Origin of the sequence: Arenimonas soli, from assembly GCF_014643775.1 — a bacterium.
Lineage (GTDB): Bacteria > Pseudomonadota > Gammaproteobacteria > Xanthomonadales > Xanthomonadaceae > Arenimonas > Arenimonas soli.
In genome coordinates this window covers 1,515,367-1,536,658 of sequence record NZ_BMKC01000001.1, presented here as the reverse complement: position 1 = coordinate 1,536,658, position 21,292 = coordinate 1,515,367, and the positions used below count along the sequence as shown (strand labels likewise).

The following is a 21,292-nucleotide window of genomic DNA, read 5'->3' as shown; positions in this document are numbered from 1 at the left end:
GCCTCAGTACACGCTGCCGGCGTTCACCACCGGCTGGGTGCCGCGTTCGGCGCACAGCACCACCAGCAGGTTGGACACCATCTGCGCGCGGCGTTCGGGATCGAGTTCGACCACGTTGCGGGCCGACAGTTGTTCGAGCGCCATCTCGACCATGCTCACCGCGCCTTCGACGATGCGGGTGCGGGCGGCGATGATCGCGCTGGCCTGCTGGCGCTGCAGCATGGCCTGGGCGATTTCCGGCGCGTAGGCCAGGTGGCTGATGCGCGCTTCGATGACGTGCACGCCGGCCTGGGCCAGGCGGTCCTGGATTTCATCGGTGAGGTGCTTGGAAATCTCGGTGGCGTGGCTGCGCAGGGCGATGGTGCCGTCTTCGTGCTGGTCGTAGGGGTAGGACGTGGCCATGGCGCGCAGCGCGGCCTCGGACTGGATGTGCACGAAGCTTTCGTAGTCGTCCACGTTGTAGACGGCTTCGGCCGAATCCACGACCTGCCAGACGATCACCGAGGCGATTTCGATCGGGCTGCCGTCGAGTTCATTGACCTTGAGCTTGCCCGACTCGAAGTTGCGCACGCGCAGGCTGACCTTCTTGGCCGAGAAGAACGGGTTGTTCCAGCGCAGGCCCTGGTCCTTGACGGTGCCCACGTACTTGCCGAACAGGCTAAGCACGGCGGCCTGGTTGGGTTCGACCATGTAGAAGCCACCCAGGGACACGCAGACGGCCAGCGTGATCAACAGGCTCAGGATCTGGGCCATGCCGCTTGCGCCGGTGCTGCCCGGCAGGTTCTGGACGAACAGGAACAGGGCGAAGCCAGCGGCAAGCAGCAAGACCAGCAGCGCCGGGATGCCGGGGAAGGAGCGGATGGGCTGTTCTTTCATGACGGGCCTCCTGGGGAATGGGAGGATGATATCAATCTGATATCAAAAGTCATCCCCCGGAAGTCATGGCCCCGGCTTTCCCGAAACAAGCCAATAAAATCAACGACCTGGCTAGCGGATCAGTCGGTAGCGCAGGAATGGCGAGGGCAGCTGTTCGCTGCCGATGACCATTTCCGTGCCGGCCGGGTCGAAGGCCAGGGCCTCGGCCTGGGGCAGCCAGGGCAGCAACAGGTGCGGCATCTTGTTGTTTTGGTCCAGGACCTCGCGCCAGTCGCCGCCGCGCGGGCGGATAAGAAAATGCACCGACTGGTAGTTCAGCACCGCCAGCACCCGGCCGTTGGGGCTCAGGTCGGCGGCGGTCACCTGGGATCGGTAGCGGCCGTAGACGGGGTTTTCGGCCAGGGTGCCGGCGTCGGGCTGTTCGATGCCGGGCAGGGTGCCCAGGCGTTCGGCCACCACCGGGTCGCGGCCCGGGCGCAGGGGCACGCGGAACAGTTCCGCCGGCACGCGCTTTTTCGACACCAGCAGCACCTCGCCGGCGACCGGGTCCACCGCCGCGGCCTCGCAGTCGCGGGCGCCGTCGGGCCAGGTGAAGCGGATGGTCCAGGCCAGCAGCGCCGGCTGGCCGAGATCGCGGGGCTGTTCGAGCACGTAGAGCTGCAGCTCGCGGCGCAGGCCGCCATTGTCGCCGACGTCGGCGATCAGCAGGTAGTCGCCCCCCTCGAAGCGGAAGCTGGCCAGGTCTTCCCAGTCGCGGTTGGGTACGCCCGGCGTGTCCACGCTGCCCTGGAAGCGGCCATTGCCGTCCACCAGGTGCAGCTGCGCCGGGCTGCCGCTGTCGTTGATGACCCAGTAGTGGCCGGGGAAATGGGTGGCCGCGGCCAGGCCGCTGATTTCCCCGATGGCGCGGTGCGTCACCAGGCCGCCTATTTCAGGCTCGCTCCAGCGCGCGGCCTGGGCCGGGGCGGCGGCAAGCAGCAGGGCGGACGGCAGCAGGGCGGCAAGGGCGTGGGGAAGAAGAAAGCGGGTCATGTCGGATCGTCAGGCTAGGGCCCGAGCATGACAGAAAGCACCCAGGGCGGGCGACGCGGTCCACGCCGCTACAATGGCGGCCCACCCGCCTGTTCAAACGCCGCCATGTCCAACCCGTCGTCCGTCACCCTGGGCACGCCGCTGTCCGCTTCCGCCCGCCGCGTCCTGCTTCTTGGCTCGGGCGAGCTGGGCAAGGAAGTGGCCATCGAACTGCAGCGCTTCGGCGTCGAGGTGATCGCCGCCGACCGTTACGCCGATGCGCCGGCCATGCAGGTCGCGCATCGCGCGCACACCCTGAACATGCTCGACCCGGCGGCGCTGCGTGACCTGATCGCGCATGAACGGCCCGACCTGGTGGTGCCCGAGATCGAAGCCATCCACACGCCGACCCTGGTCGAACTCGAAGCCGACAAGGGCCTGCACGTGGTGCCGACCGCGCGCGCCGCGCGACTGACCATGGACCGCGAGGGCATCCGGCGCCTGGCGGCCGAAACCCTGGGCCTGCCGACGTCGCCCTATCGCTTCGTGGACACCGAGGCCGAATACCTCCAGGCCGTGGCGGCCATCGGCCTGCCCTGCGTGGTGAAGCCGCTGATGTCCTCGTCGGGCAAGGGCCAGAGCACCGTGCGCGGCGAGGCCGATGTCGCCAGGGCCTGGGCCTACGCCCAGTCCGGCGGCCGGGCCGGGCAGGGCCGCTGCATCGTCGAGGGTTTCGTGGATTTCGACTATGAAATCACCCTGCTGACCGTGCGCCACCGCGACGGAACTTCTTTCTGCGATCCCATCGGCCACCTGCAGGTGGATGGCGACTACCGCGAAAGCTGGATGCCGCAGCCGATGTCGGACGCCGCGCTGGCGCGTTCGCGCGACATCGCCCGGGCGATCACCGACGACCTGGGAGGCTGGGGCCTGTTTGGCGTCGAGTTGTTCGTGAAGGGCGACGAGGTGTGGTTCAGCGAAGTTTCGCCGCGCCCGCACGACACCGGGCTGGTGACCCTGGTGTCGCAGGAGCTGAGCGAATTCGCGCTTCACGCCCGCGCCATCCTCGGCCTGCCCATTCCCACGATCCGCAGCCTGGGTGCCTCGGCGTCCTGCGCGGTGCTGGCCACCGGCCACGGCGTGCCGGAGTTCGGCAACGTCGATGCCGCGCTGGCCGAAGCCGACACCCAGCTGCGCCTGTTCGGAAAGCCGCGCGTGGAAGGCCACCGACGCGTCGCCGTCACCCTGGCCCGGGACACCGACGTCGAAGCCGCGCGCGCCAAGGCGCGGCGGGCCGCCGGGGCGCTGCAGGTCACGCTGAATCCGATCCCTTAGGAGTGCCTGAAGGCGCCGCTACAAGTGCGGGTTGACCAGGTCCACCCACACCATCCGGTGGTCCGTCGCGTCCAGCCAATCGGCGCCGGGTTGCCCGGGCGCCGGCCAGAACACGCCGCTGCCGGTCACGCTGAAACCGACCGAAGGCAGCACGTAGTCCACCCGGAAATTGCCGCTGCGCGGACCGAACTGCGCGGTGTCGTGCGCCGGCGAAGAATGCTGGTCGGCGTCGGCGGCACTGCCACCGACGGCGGCCACGGCGCCTTCACTGCGAGGCGTGGCATGGCGCAGCACGCGCGGGTGTTCGAGCAGCAGCTGGATCGTGCCCGGCAGGCTGCTGCCGTCGGCCGGGTCGGCGTTGTAGTCGCCGGCGATGACGAACCGTTCGCCTTCAGGCAGGCCACCGCAGCGCTGCCGGTCGTCGCACAGCCAGGGCTTCTCGCCCGGGGAAACATACTCCGCCCACAGCCGGATCTCGTCGTGGTTGCGGGCGGCGTTGCGGCGCTCGGGGCCATCGAACACCGGCGGTGTCGGGTGCGCGGCCAGCAGGTGCACGGTGCCCAGCGGGGTAAGCACGGGCAGGTCCCAGTGTGACTTCGAGCTCAGCCGAAGCTGCTGCCAGGTTTCCTCGGGGTACCAGGGGCCGCCCGTGGCCGGGTCCCTGGGCGCCAGGGCGCCCGGCATCGCGGCCCAGCGCAGCAGCCGGAAGCTCCGCGCCGCGTCGGTATCGATCGGGTAGCGCGACAGCACCAGCATGCCGTACTGGCCCGGGTGCAGTCCGTAGCCCCAGGCGTCGTTGCCGCGTTCGCGACCCTGCGTGGCGACGCGGCCGTTGAGGTCGAGGTCCAGGCCGCTGGGTTCGCCGGTATTGACCGGGGCCAGGTAGTGGTAGGGGTAGGTGATGGCTTCCTGGCCGTGCTGCCCGACGCCCAGGTAGTCGCGCATGAACAGCGCCGCGGCCGCGCCTTCGGGGTCGTAGTCGAATTCGTTGATCAGCAGCACGTCCGGGCGCTGGCGCTGGATCACCGCGGCGATCTTGCGCGCGTCCGGGTCGCCGGCCTGCAGCCGCGCCAGCAGGCCGCCGGCCTGTTCGGTGTAAAGCGAGGCATTGAAGGTGGCGAACCGCAGGCTCATCGCGTGGTCGGCCGTCGCGACGGGAGCATTCGCCCGGCAGGCCGCCAGGACGAACAGGGACAGGGCCAGCAGGCCGGAACGGAGGGCAGGGCGCATGGGGCGCGATTGTGCCCGATGGACGTGACGCCGTCGCTCATTCCGGGTCCGGCATGCTTCGCCAGCGGGGCCCGTCGAGGTATTCCAGCGGCCGGTAGGCGCGCTTGTAGGCCATCTTGCGGTGGCCGTCGATCCAGAAACCCAGGTAGACATAGCCGCGGGCCTCGCGCCGGGCGCGGTCTATCTGGGCCAGGATCGCGTAGGTGCCCAGGCTGCGCGCGGCCAGCGCGGGGTCGAAGAAGGTGTAGACCGCCGACAGCCCGTCCGGAAGGACGTCGGTGACGGCCAGGGCGACCAGCCGGCCGTCGAGCCGGAATTCCATGAACTCGGTCGGACTCCAGCGGCAGGCCAGGAAGGCGTCGAAATTCTCCGGCGCCGGGTCGTCCATGCCGCCGCCGGCGTGGCGGGTGTCGAGGTAGAGCCGGTAGAGCCCGAAGTTTTCCTCGGTGCGCTCGGGCGGCGCCGTCGTCACCACCAGGTCGGCATTGCGGGCCTGGCAGCGCTTCTGGGCGCGGTTGGGTTCGAAGCGTTCGGCGGGGATGCGCACCGAGATGCAGGCCCGGCAGCCGGCGCAGTAGGGCCGGTAGACGTGGCCACCGCTACGGCGGAAACCCATCGCCAGCGCCTGGCCATACACCGACGGCAGGTGCGGGTCGGTCGGATCGATGATCAGGTCGCGCGCCAGCCGGTCCGGCCAGTAGCCGCAGGGATGCTCCAGGCTCTGGAACAGGCGGATCGCATGCTGGCCGCTACTGCGCATCGCCCAAGTCTATCCCAAGCAAAATGGGGTCATCGGACGACGCGGCCGAGGCGCTGGCCGACGCGGGTTTGGGTTTCGGTGGCGAAGCTGTCGAGTTCGACGGCGTCGCGGGGGAACAGCAGCACCACGGTCGAGCCGTAGTTGAAGCGCGCCATTTCCGCGAAGCGGCCCAGGGTGACGCCCTTGCCGCGCCAGTCGCGGCGGATCAGCGTGTTGGCGTAGGCGGGTATCTCGACGCCGTTCCACACTGTTTCCACGCCAGAGACGAGCATCGCACCGACCATCACCGAACACATCGGCCCGAAGTCGGTTTCGAAGTGGCAGACCAGGCGCTCGTTGCGCGCGAACAGGCGCGGGATCGCCTGCACGCCCCAGGGCGCGACCGTGAACAGCCGGCCCGGCACGTGCAGGGTTTCGACCAGGGTGCCGGCCCAGGGCATGTGCACGCGGTGGTAGTCGCGCGGCGAAAGATAGACGTTGGCGAACCAGCCGTCCGCGTAGGGCGCGGCCATGGCCTCGTCGCCCAGCAGTTCGGCGGCGGTGAAGGACTGGCCCTTGGCCTGGAAGATGCGGCCGGACTCGATGCGCCCGACCTGGCTGACCTTGCCGTCCGCGGGCATCAACAGGGTGTCGGGGTCGGCGTCGGCCACCCGCGCACCGGGACGCAGTTCGCGGGTGAAGAAAGCGTTGAAGTGCGGGTAGTTTCGCGGCTCCGGGTCGGCGGCTTCGGACATGTCGACGCCGAACTTGCGGATAACCAGCGCGATCAGCCAGTCCTTGAAGCGGCCGTTCGTGGACCGCGCCACGCCATAGGCCATGCGCGACAGCAACCGGTGCGGCAGCAGGTACTGCAGCGCGACCTTCGGGCTCACGGCGCGACCTCGGCCAGCAGCGCCAGGTCGGCGGCGATGTCCGCGGGCACGAAGGGCGGGCGGATCAGGCCCACCTGGCGCCCCTGCGCGTCCAGCACCACCAGGGCGCTGGAGTGGTCCATGGTGTAGTCGCCGCCTTCCAGCGGCACTTTCATGTAGACAAGGCCCAGGCTGGTGGCGAAGTTTTCCAGCGCCGGCTCGGGCGCGGTGGCGGCCAGGGTGTCGGCGTGGAAGTAGCGGGCGTATTCGCCGGTCTTGGCCGGCGTGTCGCGCTCCGGGTCCACCGAAACAAACAGCACCCGCGGCCGGCGTCCCTCCGGCAAGTGGTCCCACTGGGCCTGGGCGCGGGACAGGTCGGTCAGGGTGGTCGGGCAGACGTCGGGGCAGTGGGTGAAGCCCAGGAACACCACCGTCCAGCGGCCCAGCAGCTCGGCCGGTTCCAGCGGCGTGTCGTCGGACTGTTGCAGCGCGAAGGCCGGCACGGTGCGCGGCGCCGGGAACAGGCGCACGGCCTTGAGCCGGTCCGGATCCACCGCCGGCAGCGCCGCGGCCGGGGCTGCCGGAGAGGGCGCCGTGCCCGGCGACATCACGACCTGGGCTGCCCAGAGGCCAAGCCCGGCGGCGATGGCGGCGACAAGGATGAGCAGCGTCTGGCGATTGAACACGTGGAACCCCGGGGACCTGGTGGATGCCGGCAATTATAGGCCGGGCGCGGCTATACTCCCGCCATTGCAAGGGATTTCAAGAACATGCCGGCGGAACTTGCCACCATCATCGACTTCATCCGCTACGGCGCCAGCCGTTTCAACGCCGCTGGCCTGAGCTTCGGCCACAGCATGGACAACGCCCTGGACGAGTCCACCCAGCTGGTGCTGCATGCCCTGCACCTGCCGCACGACCTGGGCCCGGCCTACGGCCAGGCGCGGCTGACCACCGAAGAGCGCCAGGAAGTCCTGTCGCTGTTCACGCGCCGCATCAACGAACGCATCCCGGCCTGTTACCTCACCGGCGAAGCCTGGTTCGCCGGCCTGAGCTTCAAGTCCGACGCGCGCGCGCTGGTGCCGCGCTCGCCCATCGCCGAACTGATCGAAGCCGGCTTCGAACCCTGGCTCGGCGGTCGCGAAGTCAAGCGCGCGCTGGACATGTGCACCGGTTCGGGCTGCATCGCCATCGCCACCGCGCACTACCACCCGCACTGGCAGGTGGACGGCGTCGACCTGAGCGAAGACGCGCTGGCGCTCGCGCGCGAAAACGTCGAACGCCTGCACGCGGACAACGTGCGCCTGGTGCATTCGGACCTGTTCCACAACCTCGACGGCGAGGTCTACGACCTCATCGTCACCAATCCGCCCTACGTCACCCACGCCGAAACCGACGCGCTGCCGCCGGAATACAGGCACGAGCCCGAACTGGGCCTGCGCGCCGGCGACGACGGCCTGGACCTGGCGCTGGAAATCCTGCGCGACGCGCCCCGCCACCTTTCCCAACACGGACTGCTGATCTGCGAAGTGGGCGAAAGCGAGCAGGCGCTGGCGAAGCTGCTGCCGGACGTGCCCTTCAACTGGGTCGAGTTCAAGGTCGGCCAGATGGGCATCTTCGTGGTCGAACGCGAAGACCTGGTGGCCCACCACGCCAGCATCAAGGCGCTGGCCGATGCGCGCAGGGCCTGAGCCCACGTGAGCGACAACAGCTTCGGCCGCCTGCTTCGGGTCACCACCTTCGGTGAAAGCCACGGGCCGGCGATCGGCTGCGTCGTCGACGGCTGCCCGCCGGGCATCCCGCTGGCGCCGGAAGACTTCAGCCACGACCTGGCGCGCCGCGCCACCGGCAAGACCCGCCACACCTCGCAGCGCCACGAGGCCGACGAGGTCGAGATCCTCAGCGGCGTCTTCGAAGGCCGGACCACCGGCACGCCGATCGCCCTGCTGGTGCGCAACACCGACGCGCGCAGCAAGGACTACGCGAAGATCGCCGACCAGTTCCGCCCGGGCCACGCCGACTACACCTACCTGCACAAGTACGGCGTCCGCGACCCGCGCGGCGGCGGGCGCAGTTCGGCCCGCGAAACCACGATGCGGGTGGCGGCCGGCGTCATCGCCCGCAAGTGGCTGGCCGATCGTTTCGGCGTGCAGGTGCGCGCCTGCGTCTCGCAGGTGGCCGGCCTGGTGCCGGGCCGCTTCGACTGGGACGCGGTCGAATCCAATCCCTTCTTCTGGCCCGACGCGGGGCAGGTGGCCGAACTCGAAGCCTTCATGGATGCACTGCGAAAGTCCGGCGACTCGGCCGGCGCCCGCGTGCACGTGCAGGCGCTGGGCGTGCCGCCGGGTTGGGGCGAGCCGGTCTACGGCAAGCTCGACGCCGAGATCGCCGCGGCCATGATGTCCATCAATGCGGTCAAGGGCGTGGAGATCGGCGCGGGTTTTGCATCCGTCACCCAGAAGGGCAGCGAACACCGCGACCTGATGTCGCCCGAGGGTTTCGCCAGCAACCACGCCGGCGGCATCCTGGGCGGCATTTCCAGCGGCCAGCCAATCGACGTATCGGTGGCCTTCAAGCCCACCTCCAGCCTGCGCCTGCCCGGCGCCACGGTCGACCGCAGCGGCGCCGCGGTGGAGGTGGTTACTACCGGCCGCCACGACCCCTGCGTGGGCCTTCGCGCGCCGCCCATCTGCGAAGCCATGCTGGCCCTGGTGCTGATGGACCACGCCCTTCGCCACCGCGCCCAGAACGCCGACGTCCCGCCGGTCACGCCGAAGGTTCCCGGCGGCTGACGTTCCCCCGATTTTTCCCACGGATGATCCATGAGCGACAAGACTTTCAACGTTGCGGTAGTTGGCGCCACCGGTGCGGTGGGCGAGGCGATGCTGGCGATCCTGGCCGAGCGCCGGTTCCCGATCGGCAAGCTGCATTTGCTGGCAAGCGCGCGTTCGGCCGGTGAAAAGTTCAGCTTTGGTTCGCAGAAACTGGTGGTCGAGGACCTGGCCGGCTTCGACCCCGCCGGCATCGACGTCGCGCTGTTTTCCGCGGGTGGATCGGTGTCCAAGGAATTCGCGCCCAGGTTCGCCGCCGCCGGCGCCGTGGTCATCGACAACAGTTCGGCCTTCCGCTACGACGACGACGTGCCCCTGGTCGTGGCCGAGGTGAATCCCGAACAGGTGGAGAACCGCCCGCGCGGCATCATCGCCAATCCCAACTGTTCGACCATGCAGATGCTGGTCGCACTGGCGCCGATCCACCGCGCCGCCGGCATCGAACGCATCAACGTCGCCACCTACCAGTCGGTGTCGGGCGCCGGCCGCAGCGCCATGGAAGAACTGGGCCGGCAGACCGCCGCGATGCTCAACTTCCAGCCGCATGAACCGGCGAAGTTCCCGGTGCAGATCGCCTTCAACCTGATCCCGCACATCGACGACTTCCTCGACAACGGATTCACGAAGGAAGAAATGAAGATGGTCTGGGAAACCCGCAAGATCCTCGGCGACGACGCGATCCAGGTGAACCCGACCGCGGTGCGCGTGCCGGTGTTCTTCGGCCACGCCGAAGCGGTGCACCTGGAAACCCGGCGCAAGATCGGCGCCGCCGAGGCCCGCGAGCTTCTCGAAGCCGCGCCGGGCGTGGAAGTCGTGGACGATCGCGAGGCCGGCGGCTATCCGACGCCGGTGACCCACGCCGCCGGCACGGATCCTGTTTACGTCGGCCGCATTCGCGAGGACATCTCGCATCCGCGTGGCCTGGACCTGTGGATCGTCGCCGACAACATCCGCAAGGGCGCGGCCCTCAATGCGGTGCAACTGGCTGAACTCGTGGTCAAAAGCCGTTCCTGACCGGTATATTCGCCAGCAATGACGTCGGGGCCGCCGCAGGGGAGTGGTCGCGCCATCCACAGTCGGGGAGAAACCGCGCGTGAAAATCAGGCATCTGCAGCTTCCGTTGGCCCTGGCACTGGCCCTGGGCGCCACGCCCGCCCATGCCCTGGGCCTGGGTGCGCTCGAGGTCAAGTCAGGCCTGAACCAGCCCCTGGTCGCTGAAATCCCGATCCTGTCCGCGGCCCCCGGTGAGCTCGAGGAGCTGGAAGTCCGCCTGGCCTCGCCCGAGGCCTTCGCCCGGGTTGGCCTGGAACGCCCGGTCGGCCTGACCGCCAACCTGCAGATGGAAGTCGGCCGCAACGCCCAGGGCCAGCCGGTCATCCGCGTCACCACGTCCAACCGCTTCAACGAACCCTTCCTGACCTTCCTGATCGAGGCCAACTGGGGCCGCGGCAGCGTGGTCCGCGAATACAGCGCCCTGGTCGATCCGCCGCACATCGCGCCGGCCGTCATCCGCCCGCTGGAAACCCCGGTGGTCGCCCCGGCTCCGGCGGTAAGCGCCCCGCCGACGCCGGCCGCGGCGGCCGAGCCGGTCGCCCTGCCGGAGGAGCCGGCCACCGAGGTCGCCCGCATCCCGGACGAACCCGAGCCGCTGCCCGAGCCCACGCCGCCGCCGATGCCCGAGCCCGAGCCGGAACCCGTGGCCGCAGCCCCCGAGCCCGAGCCCGCCCCGCTGCCGGCCCCGGAACCCGAGCCGCTGCCTGAACCCGAACCTGAAGTCGCCGCCCAGCCCGAGCCGGCGCCCGAGCCCGAGCCGGCACCTGCACCTGCACCCGCGCCCGCGCCGGTGCCGGCCGACCCGGGTCGCTACGGTCCCGTCGCCGACGGCCAGACCCTGTGGTCCATCGCCAGCAACACCCGGCCCGACCCCGCGGTGACCGTCAACCAGATGATGCTGGCGCTGCAGCGGGCCAATCCCGAAGCCTTCATCAACGACAACATCAACCAGCTCAAGCGGGGCGCCGTGCTGCGCATCCCGACCACCGAAGAAGTCCGCCAGCTCGGTGCCGCCGAGGCCGCGCAGCTGGTGCGCGCCCAGGCCGAAGCCTGGCAGGGCCGCCGCCGCCCCGTGCCGCAGCCGGCCGAATCCGTGGCCGACAGCCGCCCGGCGCCGTCCACCGGCCGGCCTGCAAGCGCCCCGGCGCCGGAAGGCCGTCTCGAAATCGTGCCGCCCACGGGCGACGCCCAGGCCGCACGCGGCGTGCAATCGGGCGCGGCCGCCGGGGAAAGCGGCGCAGAACTGCGCGCTGAAATCACCCAGGCCAAGGAAGACCTCGCCGCCCGTGAAGTCGAGATCCAGGAACTGCGTTCGCACATCACCGAGCTCGAGGCCCAGCAGGGCGACAGCCAGCGCCTGATCGAAATGCAGTCCAGCCAGCTTAAGGCCCTGCAGGAACGCCTGGCCGCCGCCGAGGGCGAAAGCCCGGTGCCGGCCGTGGCCGCCGCGCCCGCGCCGGAGGCCGCCGCCCCCGATGCCACGGCCGACAGCCTGGCCGACCCGGCGGCTGCCGCCGGCGAACCCGCCGCGGCCGCGCCCTGGTACCTCAATCCGATGGTGCTGATCGGTGCCGGCCTGGTGCTGCTCGGTGGCCTGGTGCTGGCCCTGCGCGGCAAGCGCAAGCCGGCGCCGCTGCCGGTGCCGCCGCGCCGGATTTCCGACGACGATGCGCTCAAGGCCAGCCTGCCGGGCGCGCGTACCGCCGCGGCGAGCGCCGTGGTCGAGGCCGGGGACGAGGACGAAGACGCAATCGAAGAGAGCCCGGCCGACGCCGAACGCGACCGCCTGCAGGCCGCCGTCGGTGAGCAGCCGACCGACCTGGAAGCCCACATCAGCCTGCTGCGCCACCTGCACAAGCAGCGCGACCGGCAAGCCTTCGAGATCGCCGCACAGGCCATGCGCCTGCATGTCCGCAGCACCCTGGACCCGCGCTGGCGCGAAGCGGTGGTGATGGGCGTGGCGCTGGCCCCGGGCAATCCGCTGTTCAGCCAGGCTGGCTGGAACACCCCGCGCTTCGGCGACACCGGCGTCATGCCTTCCAGCCCGGCGGCCGCGGCCCAGCCGGCGCCGCCGGCGCCACCGGCCGACGAAGACCTGGCCGACCTGGCGGCCCTGGCCGCTGCGCCCGCGCCGGCCCAGGACACCGCCGAAGACTGGGAAAGCCTGCCGCATGCGGACCTGCCGGACCTGGTTTCGGATTCGTCCGGGGCCGCCGACGACGCGTCGGAACTGCAGTTCGAGCCGGCGTCCGAATCCCCGGCCGCGGCCGGGGATGGCTTCGAGCTGCTTGATCCCGACGCCCAGGGCGACGACGCCGGCGCCGACGTGCCGATGGCCGACGCCGTCGCCAGCGCCGACGACGATGCTAGCGCCACCAAGATCGAACTGGCCAAGGCCTACCTCGACATCGGTGACGTCGATGGCGCCCGCGGCATGCTCGAGGAAGTGGTCGCCGAAGGCAGCCCGGCCGTGCGCGCCGAAGCCGAACGCCTGCTGCGGGAGATCGGCTGACCCGGTGCGCTACGCGGCGGGCATCGAATACGACGGTTCCGGTTTCCTCGGCTGGCAGCGGCTGGCCGAGGGCGCGACCGTGCAGGGCGCGGTCGAAAAGGCCCTGGGCTTCGTCGTCGACCACCCGCTGGACGTGGTCTGCGCCGGCCGCACCGACAGCGGCGTGCATGCCCGCTGCCAGGTGGTGCATTTCGACACAAAGGCCGACCGCACGCCCTACGCGCTGCGCCAGGGCGGCAACAGCCGGCTGCCGCCGGGCGTAAGCATCCTGTGGTGCCAGCCGGTGGACCCGGACTTCCACGCCCGCTACGCCGCGCGCGCCCGCCGCTACCGCTATACGGTGCTCAACCGCCGGGTGCGGCCGGCCATGTTCCGCGATTACCTGACCTGGGAACGGCACCCGCTGGACGCCGATGCCATGCACCGCGCCGCCCAGGCGCTGGTCGGCGAGCACGATTTCAGCGCCTTCCGCACCGTGCACTGTCAGGCCAGGCACGCGCGCCGCAACGTGCATCACATCTCGGTGCGGCGCGATGGCGAACACGTGGTCATCGAAGTACAGGCCAACGCCTTCCTGCACCACATGGTGCGCAACTTCGTCGGCAGCCTGCTGCTGGTGGGCCGGGGCGAACAACCCGCGGCCTGGGTGGCGCAGGTGCTGGCCGGCGGTGACCGCACCGTCGCCGGCCCGACGGCGCCGTCGAACGGGCTGGTTTTCCTGGGCCCGCGTTATCCGAGGCGCTGGGCCTTGCCCGAAGACGTGGCCTTCGACGGCGATTGAGCCACCTGCACGGTACGCACACGCGTACGGCCTACAATGCGTGCATGCACACCCGGATCAAATTCTGCGGCATGACCCGCCCCGGTGACGTCCGCCTGGCCGTCGAACTGGGCGTGGACGCCATCGGCCTGGTGTTTGCGCCGGGCAGCCCGCGCTGCCTGGATGCCGCCCGCGCCGAACCGCTGCGCCAGGCGATCCCGCCGCTGGTGCATGCCGTGGCCCTGTTCATGGACAACCCGGGCAGCGAGGTCGAGGCCCTGGTGCGCCAGCTCAAACCCGACCTGCTGCAGTTCCACGGCAGCGAAAGCGACGCCTTCTGCCGCGGCTTCGGCCTGCCGTTCGTGAAGGTGCTGGCCATGGGCGGGCAAGCGGGCGATGCGGCGGCGCAGCGGAAACGCTACCCTTCGGCCAGTGCCTTCCTGCTCGACGGCCATGCCCCCGGCAAGCCCGGTGGCAGCGGCGAGCGCTTCGACTGGTCCTGCGTGCCCCCGCTCGGCAAGCCGGTATTCCTGGCCGGGGGGCTGCAGCCGGCCAATGTCGGCGAGGCGGTGCGCACCGCGCGCCCGTTCGCCGTGGATGTGTCCAGTGGCATCGAAAGCGCGCCCGGCATCAAGGATGGCGGGCGCATGCAGCAATTCGTGGAAGAGGTGAAACGTGCAGACCGCAGTGTCCAAGGATGACATCCCGCAGGCGTCGGAAATCGCCGATTTCAACGTGTTCCCGGATGCCGCCGGCCACTTCGGCCGCTACGGCGGCGTGTTCGTCTCCGAAACCCTGGTCGAACCGCTGCGCGAGCTTGAAGCCGCCTATGACGCGGCACGGTCCGACCCGGCGTTCCAGGCCGAACTCGAGCACGAATACAAACACTACGTCGGCCGGCCCAGCCCGATCTACGAGGCCCGGCGCCTGTCCGAACACGTGGGCGGCGCGCGCATCCTGCTCAAGCGCGAGGACCTGAACCACACCGGCGCGCACAAGATCAACAACACCATCGGCCAGGCCATGCTGGCCCGCCGCATGGGCAAGACCCGGATCATCGCCGAAACCGGCGCCGGCCAGCACGGCGTCGCCAGCGCCACCGTGGCCGCGCGCCTGGGCCTGGAATGCGTGGTCTACATGGGCGCCACCGACGTCGAACGACAGGCGCCCAACGTATTCCGCATGAAGCTGCTGGGTGCGACCGTGGTGCCGGTCACTTCGGGCAGCAAGACCCTCAAGGACGCGCTCAACGAAGCCATGCGCGACTGGGTCACCAACGTGCGCGACACGTTCTACATCATCGGCACCGTGGCGGGCCCGCACCCGTACCCGAAGCTGGTGCGCGACTTCAATGCCGTGGTCGGCCACGAGGCGAGGGGGCAGATGCTGGCCGATTACGGCCGCCTGCCCGACGCCGTCACCGCCTGCGTGGGCGGCGGCAGCAACGCCATCGGCATCTTCCACGCCTTCCTCAACGACCGCGGCGTGCGCCTGGTCGGCGCCGAGGCTGCGGGCGACGGCGTCGAAACGGGCCGCCACGCGGCGTCGCTGGTCGCGGGCCGGCCGGGCGTGCTGCACGGCAACCGTACCTACGTCATCTGCGACGACGACGGCCAGATCATCGAAACCCACTCCATCTCCGCCGGCCTCGATTACCCGGGCGTCGGGCCCGAGCACGCCTTCCTCAAGGACAGCGGCCGCGCGGACTACGTGGGCGTCACCGACGACGAAGCCATGCAAGCCTTCCACCTGCTGGCGCGCAAGGAAGGCATCCTGGCCGCGCTCGAATCCAGCCACGCCATCGCCCAGGCCATGAAACTCGCCCGCGACCTGCCCAAGGACGCGCTGGTGCTCTGCAACCTGTCCGGACGCGGCGACAAGGACATCTTCACCATCGCCAAGCGCGAGGGCATCGAACTGTGAGCGAACGCATCCGACTGAAGTTCGAAACGCTGGCAAGAAACAATCGCAAGGCCCTTGTCCCGTTCATCACTGCCGGCGACCCCTCGCTGGAGGCCACGGTGCCGGTGATGCATGCGCTGGTGCGCGCCGGGGCCGACGTGATCGAGCTGGGCGTGCCGTTTTCCGACCCCATGGCCGACGGCCCGTCCATCCAGCGCAGCTCCGAACGTGCAATCGAACGCGGCGCCGGCCTGCGCTACGTGCTGCGCTGCGTGGCCAGCTTCCGGGAAAGCGACGCCCACACGCCCGTGGTGCTGATGGGCTACCTCAATCCCATCGAAATACTGGGCGCGGATGCCTTCGCCCGCGACGCCGCCGCCGCCGGCGTGGACGGCGTGCTGCTGGTGGACCTGCCGCCCGAAGAAGCCGGCCCCGATCGCGCGGCCTTCAACGCCGCCGGGCTGGACCTGATTTCGCTGGCCGCGCCCACCACCACCGAAGAACGCCTGGCGCGCCTGGCCTCGGAGTCGCAGGGTTACCTGTACTACGTGTCCTTCGCCGGGGTCACCGGCGGCAGCCAGCTCGACGTCGCCGACGTGCGCCAGCGGGCCGGCGACCTGCGCGCCCGCGCCAAGGTGCCGGTGCTGGTGGGCTTCGGCATCCGCGATGCGGCCTCGGCCGCCGCACTGGCTCCCGCCGCGGACGGCGTGGTGGTCGGCAGCGCCCTGGTCGACGCCCTGGTGGACGCCAAGGGCCCGGAAGACGCTGCGGCCCGCGCCCAGGCCTTCCTCGCCCCGCTGCGCGAGGCGCTGGACGCCGGCTGAGCGGCCGGGGCGGGGCAGGGGCCGGGGCCCGGCCTTTCGGGATAAACTGCCCGGCCCAGAAACACACCGGTGGACCAATGAGCTGGCTGACCAAACTCATGCCCTCGCGCATCCGCACCCAGGGCAACGGCAAGCGCGGCGTGCCCGAGGGCTTGTGGGAAAAGTGCGACAAGTGCGGCGCGGCCCTGTACGGCCCCGAGCTGGAAAAGAACCTGCGCGTCTGCCCCAAGTGCTCGCACCACATGGCCATCGGCGCCCGCGAGCGCCTGGTGGCCCTGCTCGACGACGACAGCGGCGAAGAAATCGGCGCCACGCTGGGCCCGGTGGACGCTCTGCACTTCAAGGACCAGAAGAAGTACGCCGACCGCATCAAGGCGGCCCAGAAGAACGTCGGTGAACGCGACGCCCTGGTCGCCGTGCAGGGCCAGCTCAAGGGCCGGCCGGTATGCGTGGCGGCGTTCGAATTCCGCTTCATGGGCGGCTCGATGGGTTCGGTGGTGGGGGAACGTTTCGCCCTGGCCGCCGAGCGCGCGGCCGAGATCGGCTGCCCGCTGGTGTGTTTTTCGGCCACCGGCGGCGCCCGCATGCAGGAAGGCCTGTTCTCGCTGATGCAGATGGCCAAGACCTCGGCCGCACTGGGCCGCCTGCGCGCCAGGGGCCTGCCTTTCGTCTCGGTGCTTACCCACCCGACCACCGGCGGCGTGTCGGCTTCGCTGGGCATGCTGGGCGACATCAACGTGGCCGAGCCGCATGCGCTGATCGGTTTCGCCGGCCCGCGCGTCATCGAGCAGACCGTGCGCGAGACCCTGCCCGAGGGCTTCCAGCGCTCGGAGTTCCTGGTCGAGCACGGCGCCATCGACCTGATCGTCGATCGCCGGCAGATGCGCGAAAAGCTCTCGGCGCTGTTGGCGCTGATGATGCGCCAGCCGGCGCCGGCGCCCGACCCGGCCGCCGCGGCCGAGACGGCCTGAGGCGGGCATGGGCGATCGCAAGTATTTCGGCACCGATGGCATCCGCGGGCGGGTCGGCGAGTTTCCGATCTCCGCCGACTTCATGCTGCGCCTGGGCGCCGCCGCCGGCCGCGTGCTGGCCGGCGAAGGCCGGGAACACGCGGTGGTGGTCATCGGCAAGGACACCCGCATTTCCGGCTACATGTTCGAATCGGCGCTCGAGGCCGGACTGGTCGCCGCCGGCGCCGACGTGCGCATGCTCGGCCCCATGCCGACCCCGGCGGTGGCCTACCTGACGCGCTCGCTGCGCGCCGACGCCGGCATCGTCATCAGCGCCTCGCACAATCCGCACCACGACAACGGCATCAAGTTCTTCTCGGCCCAGGGCGAAAAACTGCCCGACGCGGTCGAGGCGGCGATCGAAGCCGAGATCGACAAGCCCTTCCGGACCGTGTCCTCCGAACGCCTGGGCAAGGCCCAGCGGGTGGACGACGCGCTGGCGCGCTACGCCGAGTTCTGCAAGACCACGGTGCCCGAGGACTTCAGCCTCGCCGGCATGCGCCTGGTGGTCGACTGTGCGCACGGCGCGACCTACCAGGTGGCGCCGCGCGTGTTCGAAGAACTGGGCGCGGTGGTGGACACCCTGGGCGTCGAGCCCGACGGCCTGAACATCAACAACGGCGTGGGCTCCACCCACCCCGAGGCGCTTATGGCGCGCGTGCGCGACACCGGCGCGGACCTGGGCATCGCCTTCGACGGCGACGGCGATCGGGTGCTGATGGTGGACGGGCGCGGCCAGCTGGTCGACGGCGACGGCCTCATCTACCTGCTGGCGCGCGACTGGCAGGCCAGCGGCCGCCTGGCGGGCCCGGTGGTCGGCACCCTGATGACCAACTACGCGATGGAACGTGGCCTGGCCGGCCACGGCATCGGTTTCATCCGGGCCCGGGTCGGTGACCGCTTCGTGCACCGGGGCCTGGTCGAAAACGGGGGCGTGCTCGGCGGCGAAGCTTCGGGCCACCTGCTGTGCCTGGACCGGGCCAGCACCGGTGACGCCCTGGTCAGCGCCCTGCAGGTGCTCGAGTCGCTGCGCCGGCAGGGGCGGTCGCTGGAACAGGCCCTGTCCGACTACCAGCCGCTGCCGCAGCAGACGGTCAACGTGCGCATCGCAGCCGGCGCCAAGCCCCTGGACCAGCCGGCGGTGCAGGCGGCAAGGGACGAGGCCGAAAAGGCCCTGTCCGGCCGCGGCCGCCTGGTGCTGCGTGCCTCGGGCACCGAACCGGTGGTGCGCGTCACGGTCGAGGCCGACGACGCCGCCCTGATGCGCCAGGTGCTCGACCGCCTGGCCGACGTGGTGCGCGCCGCGACCTGAACCGCCGGGCTTGAGCGGCGTCAAGGAAGCTTGCACTCCGCCTGGCCTAGACTTGCCCCTTCCAACCCCACTGGACCCCGCCGTGACCGCCCGCATTCCGACCCTCGACATCCAGCGTTTTGACACCGACCGCGACGCCTTCGTGGCCGAGCTCGGCGCCGCCTACCGCGAATGGGGTTTCGCCGGCATCCGCAACCACGGCATTGCGCAGGCGCAGATCGACCGGGCCTACGACGTTTTCCAGCGTTTTTTCGCCTTGCCCGAAGAGACCAAGCGCAAGTACCACGTGCCCGGCAGCGGCGGCGCCCGCGGCTACACGCCGTTCGGCATCGAAACCGCCAAGGGCGCGACGCACTTCGACCTAAAGGAGTTCTGGCACGTCGGCCGCGAGATCCCGCGCGATTCGAAGTACGCCGACGTGATGCCGCCGAACCTGTGGCCGGGGGAAATCCCGGAGTTCAGGGAAGTGGCCTACGGCCTGTATACGGCGCTCGACCAGCTTGGTTCGCGCGTGCTCAGCGCGCTGGCCCTGCACATCGGCCTGCCGCAGGACTGGTTCGCCGACAAGACCAACTTCGGCAACTCGATCCTGCGCCCGATCCACTACCCGCCGATCACCGCGCCCGACGTGCCCAACGTGCGCGCCGGTGCGCACGAGGACATCAACTTCATCACCCTGCTGGTGGGCGCCAGCGCCGCCGGCCTGGAAGTGCTGTCGCGCAAGGGCGAGTGGGTGCCGTTCACGGCCGACCAGGACACCATCGTGGTGAACATCGGCGACATGCTGCAGCGCCTTACCAACCACGTGTACCCGTCGACGACGCACCGCGTGGTGAACCCGCCGGGCGACGAGGCGCGCAAGCCGCGCTACTCCACCCCGTACTTCCTGCACCCGAACCCTGACTTCCTGATCAAGACGCTGCCCCAGTGCATCAGCGCGGACAACCCGGACCGCTACCCGGAGCCGATCACCGGCCACGAATACCTGATGGAGCGGCTGCGCGAGATCAAGCTGGTCTGAGTGGAACTCAGGCCAGCTCCCACGCTTTGCTGCGCAAAACGCGGGCCCCGTGAGTGTTCTTCCGATCCCCGCGCCTTCGGCGCGCCCGCTTGCCAAGGGGGCTCAGCTTTCAGTCCGCGTCGCGGAAATCCTTGGCCTTGGCGGCCAGCAATGCGCGGGCCAGGCGGTCGGGCAGGTACTTCGACAGGCCGGCGATGAGCTTGTTCGAGCGGCCGGTGACGATGCGGGCGCGGCCCGATTCCACCGCGTCCACGCCCAGGCGGGCGACTTCGGCGCTGGTCAGCCAGATGCCCTTGGGCAGCTTGGAAACCTTGTCGCGCATGCCGTTGACGTCGTGGAACTCGGTGTAGGTCATGCCCGGGCACAGGGCGGTCACGTACACCCCGCGGCTGCGTGACTCCTGGTCGAGCGTTTCCGAAAAACGGATCAGCCAGGCCTTGCTGGCGCCGTAGAGCGTGTGCCCGGCCGACGAGGGCACCAGGCCGGCCAGCGACGCCACGTTGAGGATCCGCCCGCGCCCGGCCGCTTCCATCGCGGGCAGGTAGAGGTGGGTCAGGTGCGCCACCGCCGTCATCAGGACCTGGATCGAATCGGCGTGGGTTTTCCAGTCCACGCTCAGGTAGCGCCCGGGCACGCCGAAGCCGGCGTTGTTGACCAGCGTGTCCACGAACAGGCCGCGGGCCTGGGTCTGCGCGAACAGCGCCGCCGGCGCCGCCGGGTCGGCCAGGTCGGCGGCCAGCACCACGCAGGGCACCTGGGCGGACAGCTCCGCCGCCAGCGCTTCGAGCCGCTCGGCCCGGCGCGCGGTCAGCACCAGCGGCTTGCCGCGGCGGGCGTATTCGCGCGCGATGTCGGCACCGATGCCGCTGGAGGCGCCCGTGACCAGGGCGTGGGGCAGGGATGTCGGCATGGGGCGGGCTCCGGGTGGTTTCGCGCCATTATCACCCCGCCTGCGCGCTAATCGTGGCCGTACGCCCAGGGCGACGGGCCACAGGGGGCCGCATGATCACTGGCAAGGCAGCGCGCGCACGACGGGCCGCGGCATGGCCGAATCGCACGCCGGGCTGGGCATCACCGAGGCGGACTTCAACGCCCTGGTCGAAGACCTGGTGGACGCGATGGAGGCCCGCGGCATCCCGCGCGCGGCCCAGAACCGGCTGTTGGCCCGGCTGGCGCCCATGCACGGGGACATCGTCAGCCCCTGACCGGGCGCGTTAAACTGGCGGTCTTGTCCGCAGGAGATAGCGCATGCGCCCCAGGATCGTCGCCGGCAACTGGAAGTTGAACGGCAGCCGCAGCTTCGCCAGGGAACTGCTTGACGCGGTGGTGGCCGCGCCGCGGGCCCCGGGCGTCGAGCTGGTGGTGATGCCCCCCGTGCCCTACCTGGGCGAACTGGCCATGCAGTACCACGATGCCGGCCTGGCCTTTGGTGCCCAGGACCTGGGCGTGAACGAGCAGGGTGCCTATACCGGCGAAATCTCCGGCGCCATGCTGCGCGACGTCGGCGCCCGCTACGTGCTGGTGGGCCACTCCGAGCGCCGCCAGTACCACGGCGAAAGCCCGCAGGACGTGGCCGAGAAGTTCGTCGCCGCCCGCAAGGCCGGCCTGGTGCCGGTGCTGTGCGTGGGCGAAACCCTGAATCAGCGCGAGGCCGGCCATACCGAGTACGCGCTGGAAAAACAGCTGGCCCCGGTGGTCGACCTGGCCGGCATCGCCGCCTTCGAGGGCGCCGTGCTGGCCTACGAGCCGGTCTGGGCCATTGGCACCGGCCGCACGGCCTCCAAGGAGCAGGCCCAGGAGGTCCACGCCTTCATCCGTGGCGAACTGGCGGCCCACGATGCTAGAATCGCCGGCTCGCTGCCCATCCTTTATGGTGGCAGCGTCAAGCCCGCCAACGCGGCCGAGCTGTTCTCGCAGCCCGACGTCGATGGCGGCCTGATCGGGGGCGCGTCCCTCGTGGCCCAGGATTTCCTGGCAATCGCCGCCGCGGCGGCGAGGTAACGG

General features: G+C 70.3%; 20 protein-coding genes and 1 pseudogene. 14 read left to right on the top strand and 7 right to left on the bottom strand.

The window, feature by feature from the left end:
• Positions 1-3 precede the first annotated feature (3 nt).
• Complete coding sequence (locus tag IEX13_RS07355; protein ID WP_188662633.1) at positions 4-876, bottom strand: SPFH domain-containing protein; 873 nt, start codon at positions 874-876, stop codon at positions 4-6.
• 111 nt (positions 877-987) lie between these two features.
• Positions 988-1,908, bottom strand: a complete 921-nt coding sequence (locus IEX13_RS07350; RefSeq protein ID WP_188662632.1) for a hypothetical protein — start codon at positions 1,906-1,908, stop codon at positions 988-990.
• A 105-nt stretch (positions 1,909-2,013) separates the two neighbouring features.
• Between IEX13_RS07350 and purT the strand changes: the two genes are divergently transcribed.
• Positions 2,014-3,222: a formate-dependent phosphoribosylglycinamide formyltransferase gene (purT, locus tag IEX13_RS07345; protein WP_188662631.1), complete on the top strand. Its 1,209-nt coding sequence runs from the start codon at positions 2,014-2,016 to the stop codon at positions 3,220-3,222.
• A gap of 18 nt (positions 3,223-3,240) precedes the next feature.
• On the opposite strand, the gene IEX13_RS07340 is transcribed toward purT, so the two are convergent.
• Genes IEX13_RS07340 through IEX13_RS07325 form a run of 4 tightly spaced genes read right to left on the bottom strand, consistent with a single transcriptional unit; the run spans position 3,241 to position 6,749 of the window.
• Positions 3,241-4,605 (bottom strand): endonuclease/exonuclease/phosphatase family protein, encoded by a 1,365-nt coding sequence (locus IEX13_RS07340; RefSeq protein WP_425489039.1) that lies wholly within the window; start codon positions 4,603-4,605, stop codon positions 3,241-3,243.
• Positions 4,490-5,212: an arginyltransferase gene (locus IEX13_RS07335; protein WP_188662627.1), complete on the bottom strand. Its 723-nt coding sequence runs from the start codon at positions 5,210-5,212 to the stop codon at positions 4,490-4,492. The genes IEX13_RS07340 and IEX13_RS07335 overlap by 116 nt, the downstream gene beginning before the upstream one ends.
• 29 nt (positions 5,213-5,241) lie before the next feature.
• Positions 5,242-6,030 (bottom strand): archaetidylserine decarboxylase, encoded by a 789-nt coding sequence (gene asd / locus IEX13_RS07330; RefSeq protein ID WP_425489081.1) that lies wholly within the window; start codon positions 6,028-6,030, stop codon positions 5,242-5,244.
• A gap of 50 nt (positions 6,031-6,080) precedes the next feature.
• Positions 6,081-6,749 carry an SCO family protein gene (locus IEX13_RS07325; RefSeq protein ID WP_188662624.1) on the bottom strand — a complete coding sequence of 223 codons (669 nt, stop codon included), beginning with the start codon at positions 6,747-6,749 and terminating at the stop codon, positions 6,081-6,083.
• A gap of 84 nt (positions 6,750-6,833) precedes the next feature.
• Here IEX13_RS07325 and prmB point away from each other — a divergent pair, with 84 nt between their 5' ends.
• The 11 genes from prmB (at position 6,834) to IEX13_RS07270 (ending at position 19,288) form a co-directional block, all read left to right on the top strand.
• The gene (gene prmB, locus IEX13_RS07320) at positions 6,834-7,754 is read left to right on the top strand and encodes a 50S ribosomal protein L3 N(5)-glutamine methyltransferase (protein ID WP_188662622.1); all 921 of its coding nucleotides are present in this window, start codon (positions 6,834-6,836) and stop codon (positions 7,752-7,754) included.
• Between the two features lie 6 nt (positions 7,755-7,760).
• Positions 7,761-8,855, top strand: a complete 1,095-nt coding sequence (gene aroC / locus IEX13_RS07315; protein WP_188662620.1) for a chorismate synthase — start codon at positions 7,761-7,763, stop codon at positions 8,853-8,855.
• A 30-nt stretch (positions 8,856-8,885) separates the two neighbouring features.
• A complete protein-coding gene (locus tag IEX13_RS07310) occupies positions 8,886-9,908 on the top strand; it encodes an aspartate-semialdehyde dehydrogenase (RefSeq protein ID WP_188662618.1) in 1,023 nt (340 codons plus the stop codon).
• Between the two features lie 79 nt (positions 9,909-9,987).
• Positions 9,988-12,459 carry a motility hub landmark protein FimV gene (locus IEX13_RS07305; protein WP_188662616.1) on the top strand — a complete coding sequence of 824 codons (2,472 nt, stop codon included), beginning with the start codon at positions 9,988-9,990 and terminating at the stop codon, positions 12,457-12,459.
• 4 nt (positions 12,460-12,463) lie between these two features.
• Positions 12,464-13,240 carry a tRNA pseudouridine(38-40) synthase TruA gene (gene truA, locus IEX13_RS07300; protein WP_188662614.1) on the top strand — a complete coding sequence of 259 codons (777 nt, stop codon included), beginning with the start codon at positions 12,464-12,466 and terminating at the stop codon, positions 13,238-13,240.
• A 44-nt stretch (positions 13,241-13,284) separates the two neighbouring features.
• Positions 13,285-13,920, top strand: a complete 636-nt coding sequence (locus tag IEX13_RS07295; protein WP_188662612.1) for a phosphoribosylanthranilate isomerase — start codon at positions 13,285-13,287, stop codon at positions 13,918-13,920.
• 1 nt (position 13,921) lies between these two features.
• The gene (gene trpB / locus IEX13_RS07290; RefSeq protein WP_188663068.1) at positions 13,922-15,142 is read left to right on the top strand and encodes a tryptophan synthase subunit beta; all 1,221 of its coding nucleotides are present in this window, start codon (positions 13,922-13,924) and stop codon (positions 15,140-15,142) included.
• Positions 15,139-15,945, top strand: a complete 807-nt coding sequence (gene trpA / locus IEX13_RS07285) for a tryptophan synthase subunit alpha (protein ID WP_425489035.1) — start codon at positions 15,139-15,141, stop codon at positions 15,943-15,945. The genes trpB and trpA overlap by 4 nt, the downstream gene beginning before the upstream one ends.
• Before the next feature lie 77 nt (positions 15,946-16,022).
• Entirely contained in the window at positions 16,023-16,916 is an 894-nt protein-coding gene (gene accD, locus IEX13_RS07280; RefSeq protein WP_188662610.1) for an acetyl-CoA carboxylase, carboxyltransferase subunit beta, read from the top strand.
• Between the two features lie 7 nt (positions 16,917-16,923).
• Entirely contained in the window at positions 16,924-18,267 is a 1,344-nt protein-coding gene (glmM, locus tag IEX13_RS07275) for a phosphoglucosamine mutase (protein ID WP_188662608.1), read from the top strand.
• Positions 18,268-18,349: 82 nt separating this feature from the next.
• Positions 18,350-19,288 (top strand): isopenicillin N synthase family dioxygenase, encoded by a 939-nt coding sequence (locus IEX13_RS07270; RefSeq protein ID WP_188662606.1) that lies wholly within the window; start codon positions 18,350-18,352, stop codon positions 19,286-19,288.
• Positions 19,289-19,397: 109 nt separating this feature from the next.
• Here the strand turns inward: IEX13_RS07270 and IEX13_RS07265 are convergent, their stop codons facing one another.
• Positions 19,398-20,198: an SDR family NAD(P)-dependent oxidoreductase gene (locus IEX13_RS07265; RefSeq protein WP_188662605.1), complete on the bottom strand. Its 801-nt coding sequence runs from the start codon at positions 20,196-20,198 to the stop codon at positions 19,398-19,400.
• Between the two features lie 139 nt (positions 20,199-20,337).
• Between IEX13_RS07265 and IEX13_RS07260 the strand changes: the two are divergent.
• Both IEX13_RS07260 and tpiA read left to right on the top strand, forming a co-directional pair.
• A pseudogene (locus IEX13_RS07260) lies at positions 20,338-20,493 on the top strand (globin family protein); the annotation flags it as partial.
• Between the two features lie 43 nt (positions 20,494-20,536).
• A complete protein-coding gene (gene tpiA, locus IEX13_RS07255; protein WP_188662601.1) occupies positions 20,537-21,289 on the top strand; it encodes a triose-phosphate isomerase in 753 nt (250 codons plus the stop codon).
• Positions 21,290-21,292: the final 3 nt, after the last annotated feature.

Excerpts from the sequence above, each read along its gene's own strand:
- IEX13_RS07335 (WP_188662627.1), bottom strand. The coding sequence starts at position 5,212 with ATGCGCAGTAGCGGCCAGCATGCGATCCGCCTGTTCCAGAGCCTGGAG.
- IEX13_RS07295 (WP_188662612.1), top strand. The coding sequence starts at position 13,285 with ATGCACACCCGGATCAAATTCTGCGGCATGACCCGCCCCGGTGACGTC.
- IEX13_RS07350 (WP_188662632.1), bottom strand. The coding sequence starts at position 1,908 with ATGACCCGCTTTCTTCTTCCCCACGCCCTTGCCGCCCTGCTGCCGTCC.
- asd (WP_425489081.1), bottom strand. The coding sequence starts at position 6,030 with ATGGCCTATGGCGTGGCGCGGTCCACGAACGGCCGCTTCAAGGACTGG.
- accD (WP_188662610.1), top strand. The coding sequence starts at position 16,023 with ATGAGCTGGCTGACCAAACTCATGCCCTCGCGCATCCGCACCCAGGGC.
- prmB (WP_188662622.1), top strand. The coding sequence starts at position 6,834 with ATGCCGGCGGAACTTGCCACCATCATCGACTTCATCCGCTACGGCGCC.
- glmM (WP_188662608.1), top strand. The coding sequence starts at position 16,924 with ATGGGCGATCGCAAGTATTTCGGCACCGATGGCATCCGCGGGCGGGTC.
- IEX13_RS07340 (WP_425489039.1), bottom strand. The coding sequence starts at position 4,605 with ATGTCTACCTGGGTTTCTGGATCGACGGCCACCGCAAGATGGCCTACA.
- purT (WP_188662631.1), top strand. The coding sequence starts at position 2,014 with ATGTCCAACCCGTCGTCCGTCACCCTGGGCACGCCGCTGTCCGCTTCC.
- IEX13_RS07355 (WP_188662633.1), bottom strand. The coding sequence starts at position 876 with ATGAAAGAACAGCCCATCCGCTCCTTCCCCGGCATCCCGGCGCTGCTG.
- tpiA (WP_188662601.1), top strand. The coding sequence starts at position 20,537 with ATGCGCCCCAGGATCGTCGCCGGCAACTGGAAGTTGAACGGCAGCCGC.
- IEX13_RS07265 (WP_188662605.1), bottom strand. The coding sequence starts at position 20,198 with ATGCCGACATCCCTGCCCCACGCCCTGGTCACGGGCGCCTCCAGCGGC.
- IEX13_RS07310 (WP_188662618.1), top strand. The coding sequence starts at position 8,886 with ATGAGCGACAAGACTTTCAACGTTGCGGTAGTTGGCGCCACCGGTGCG.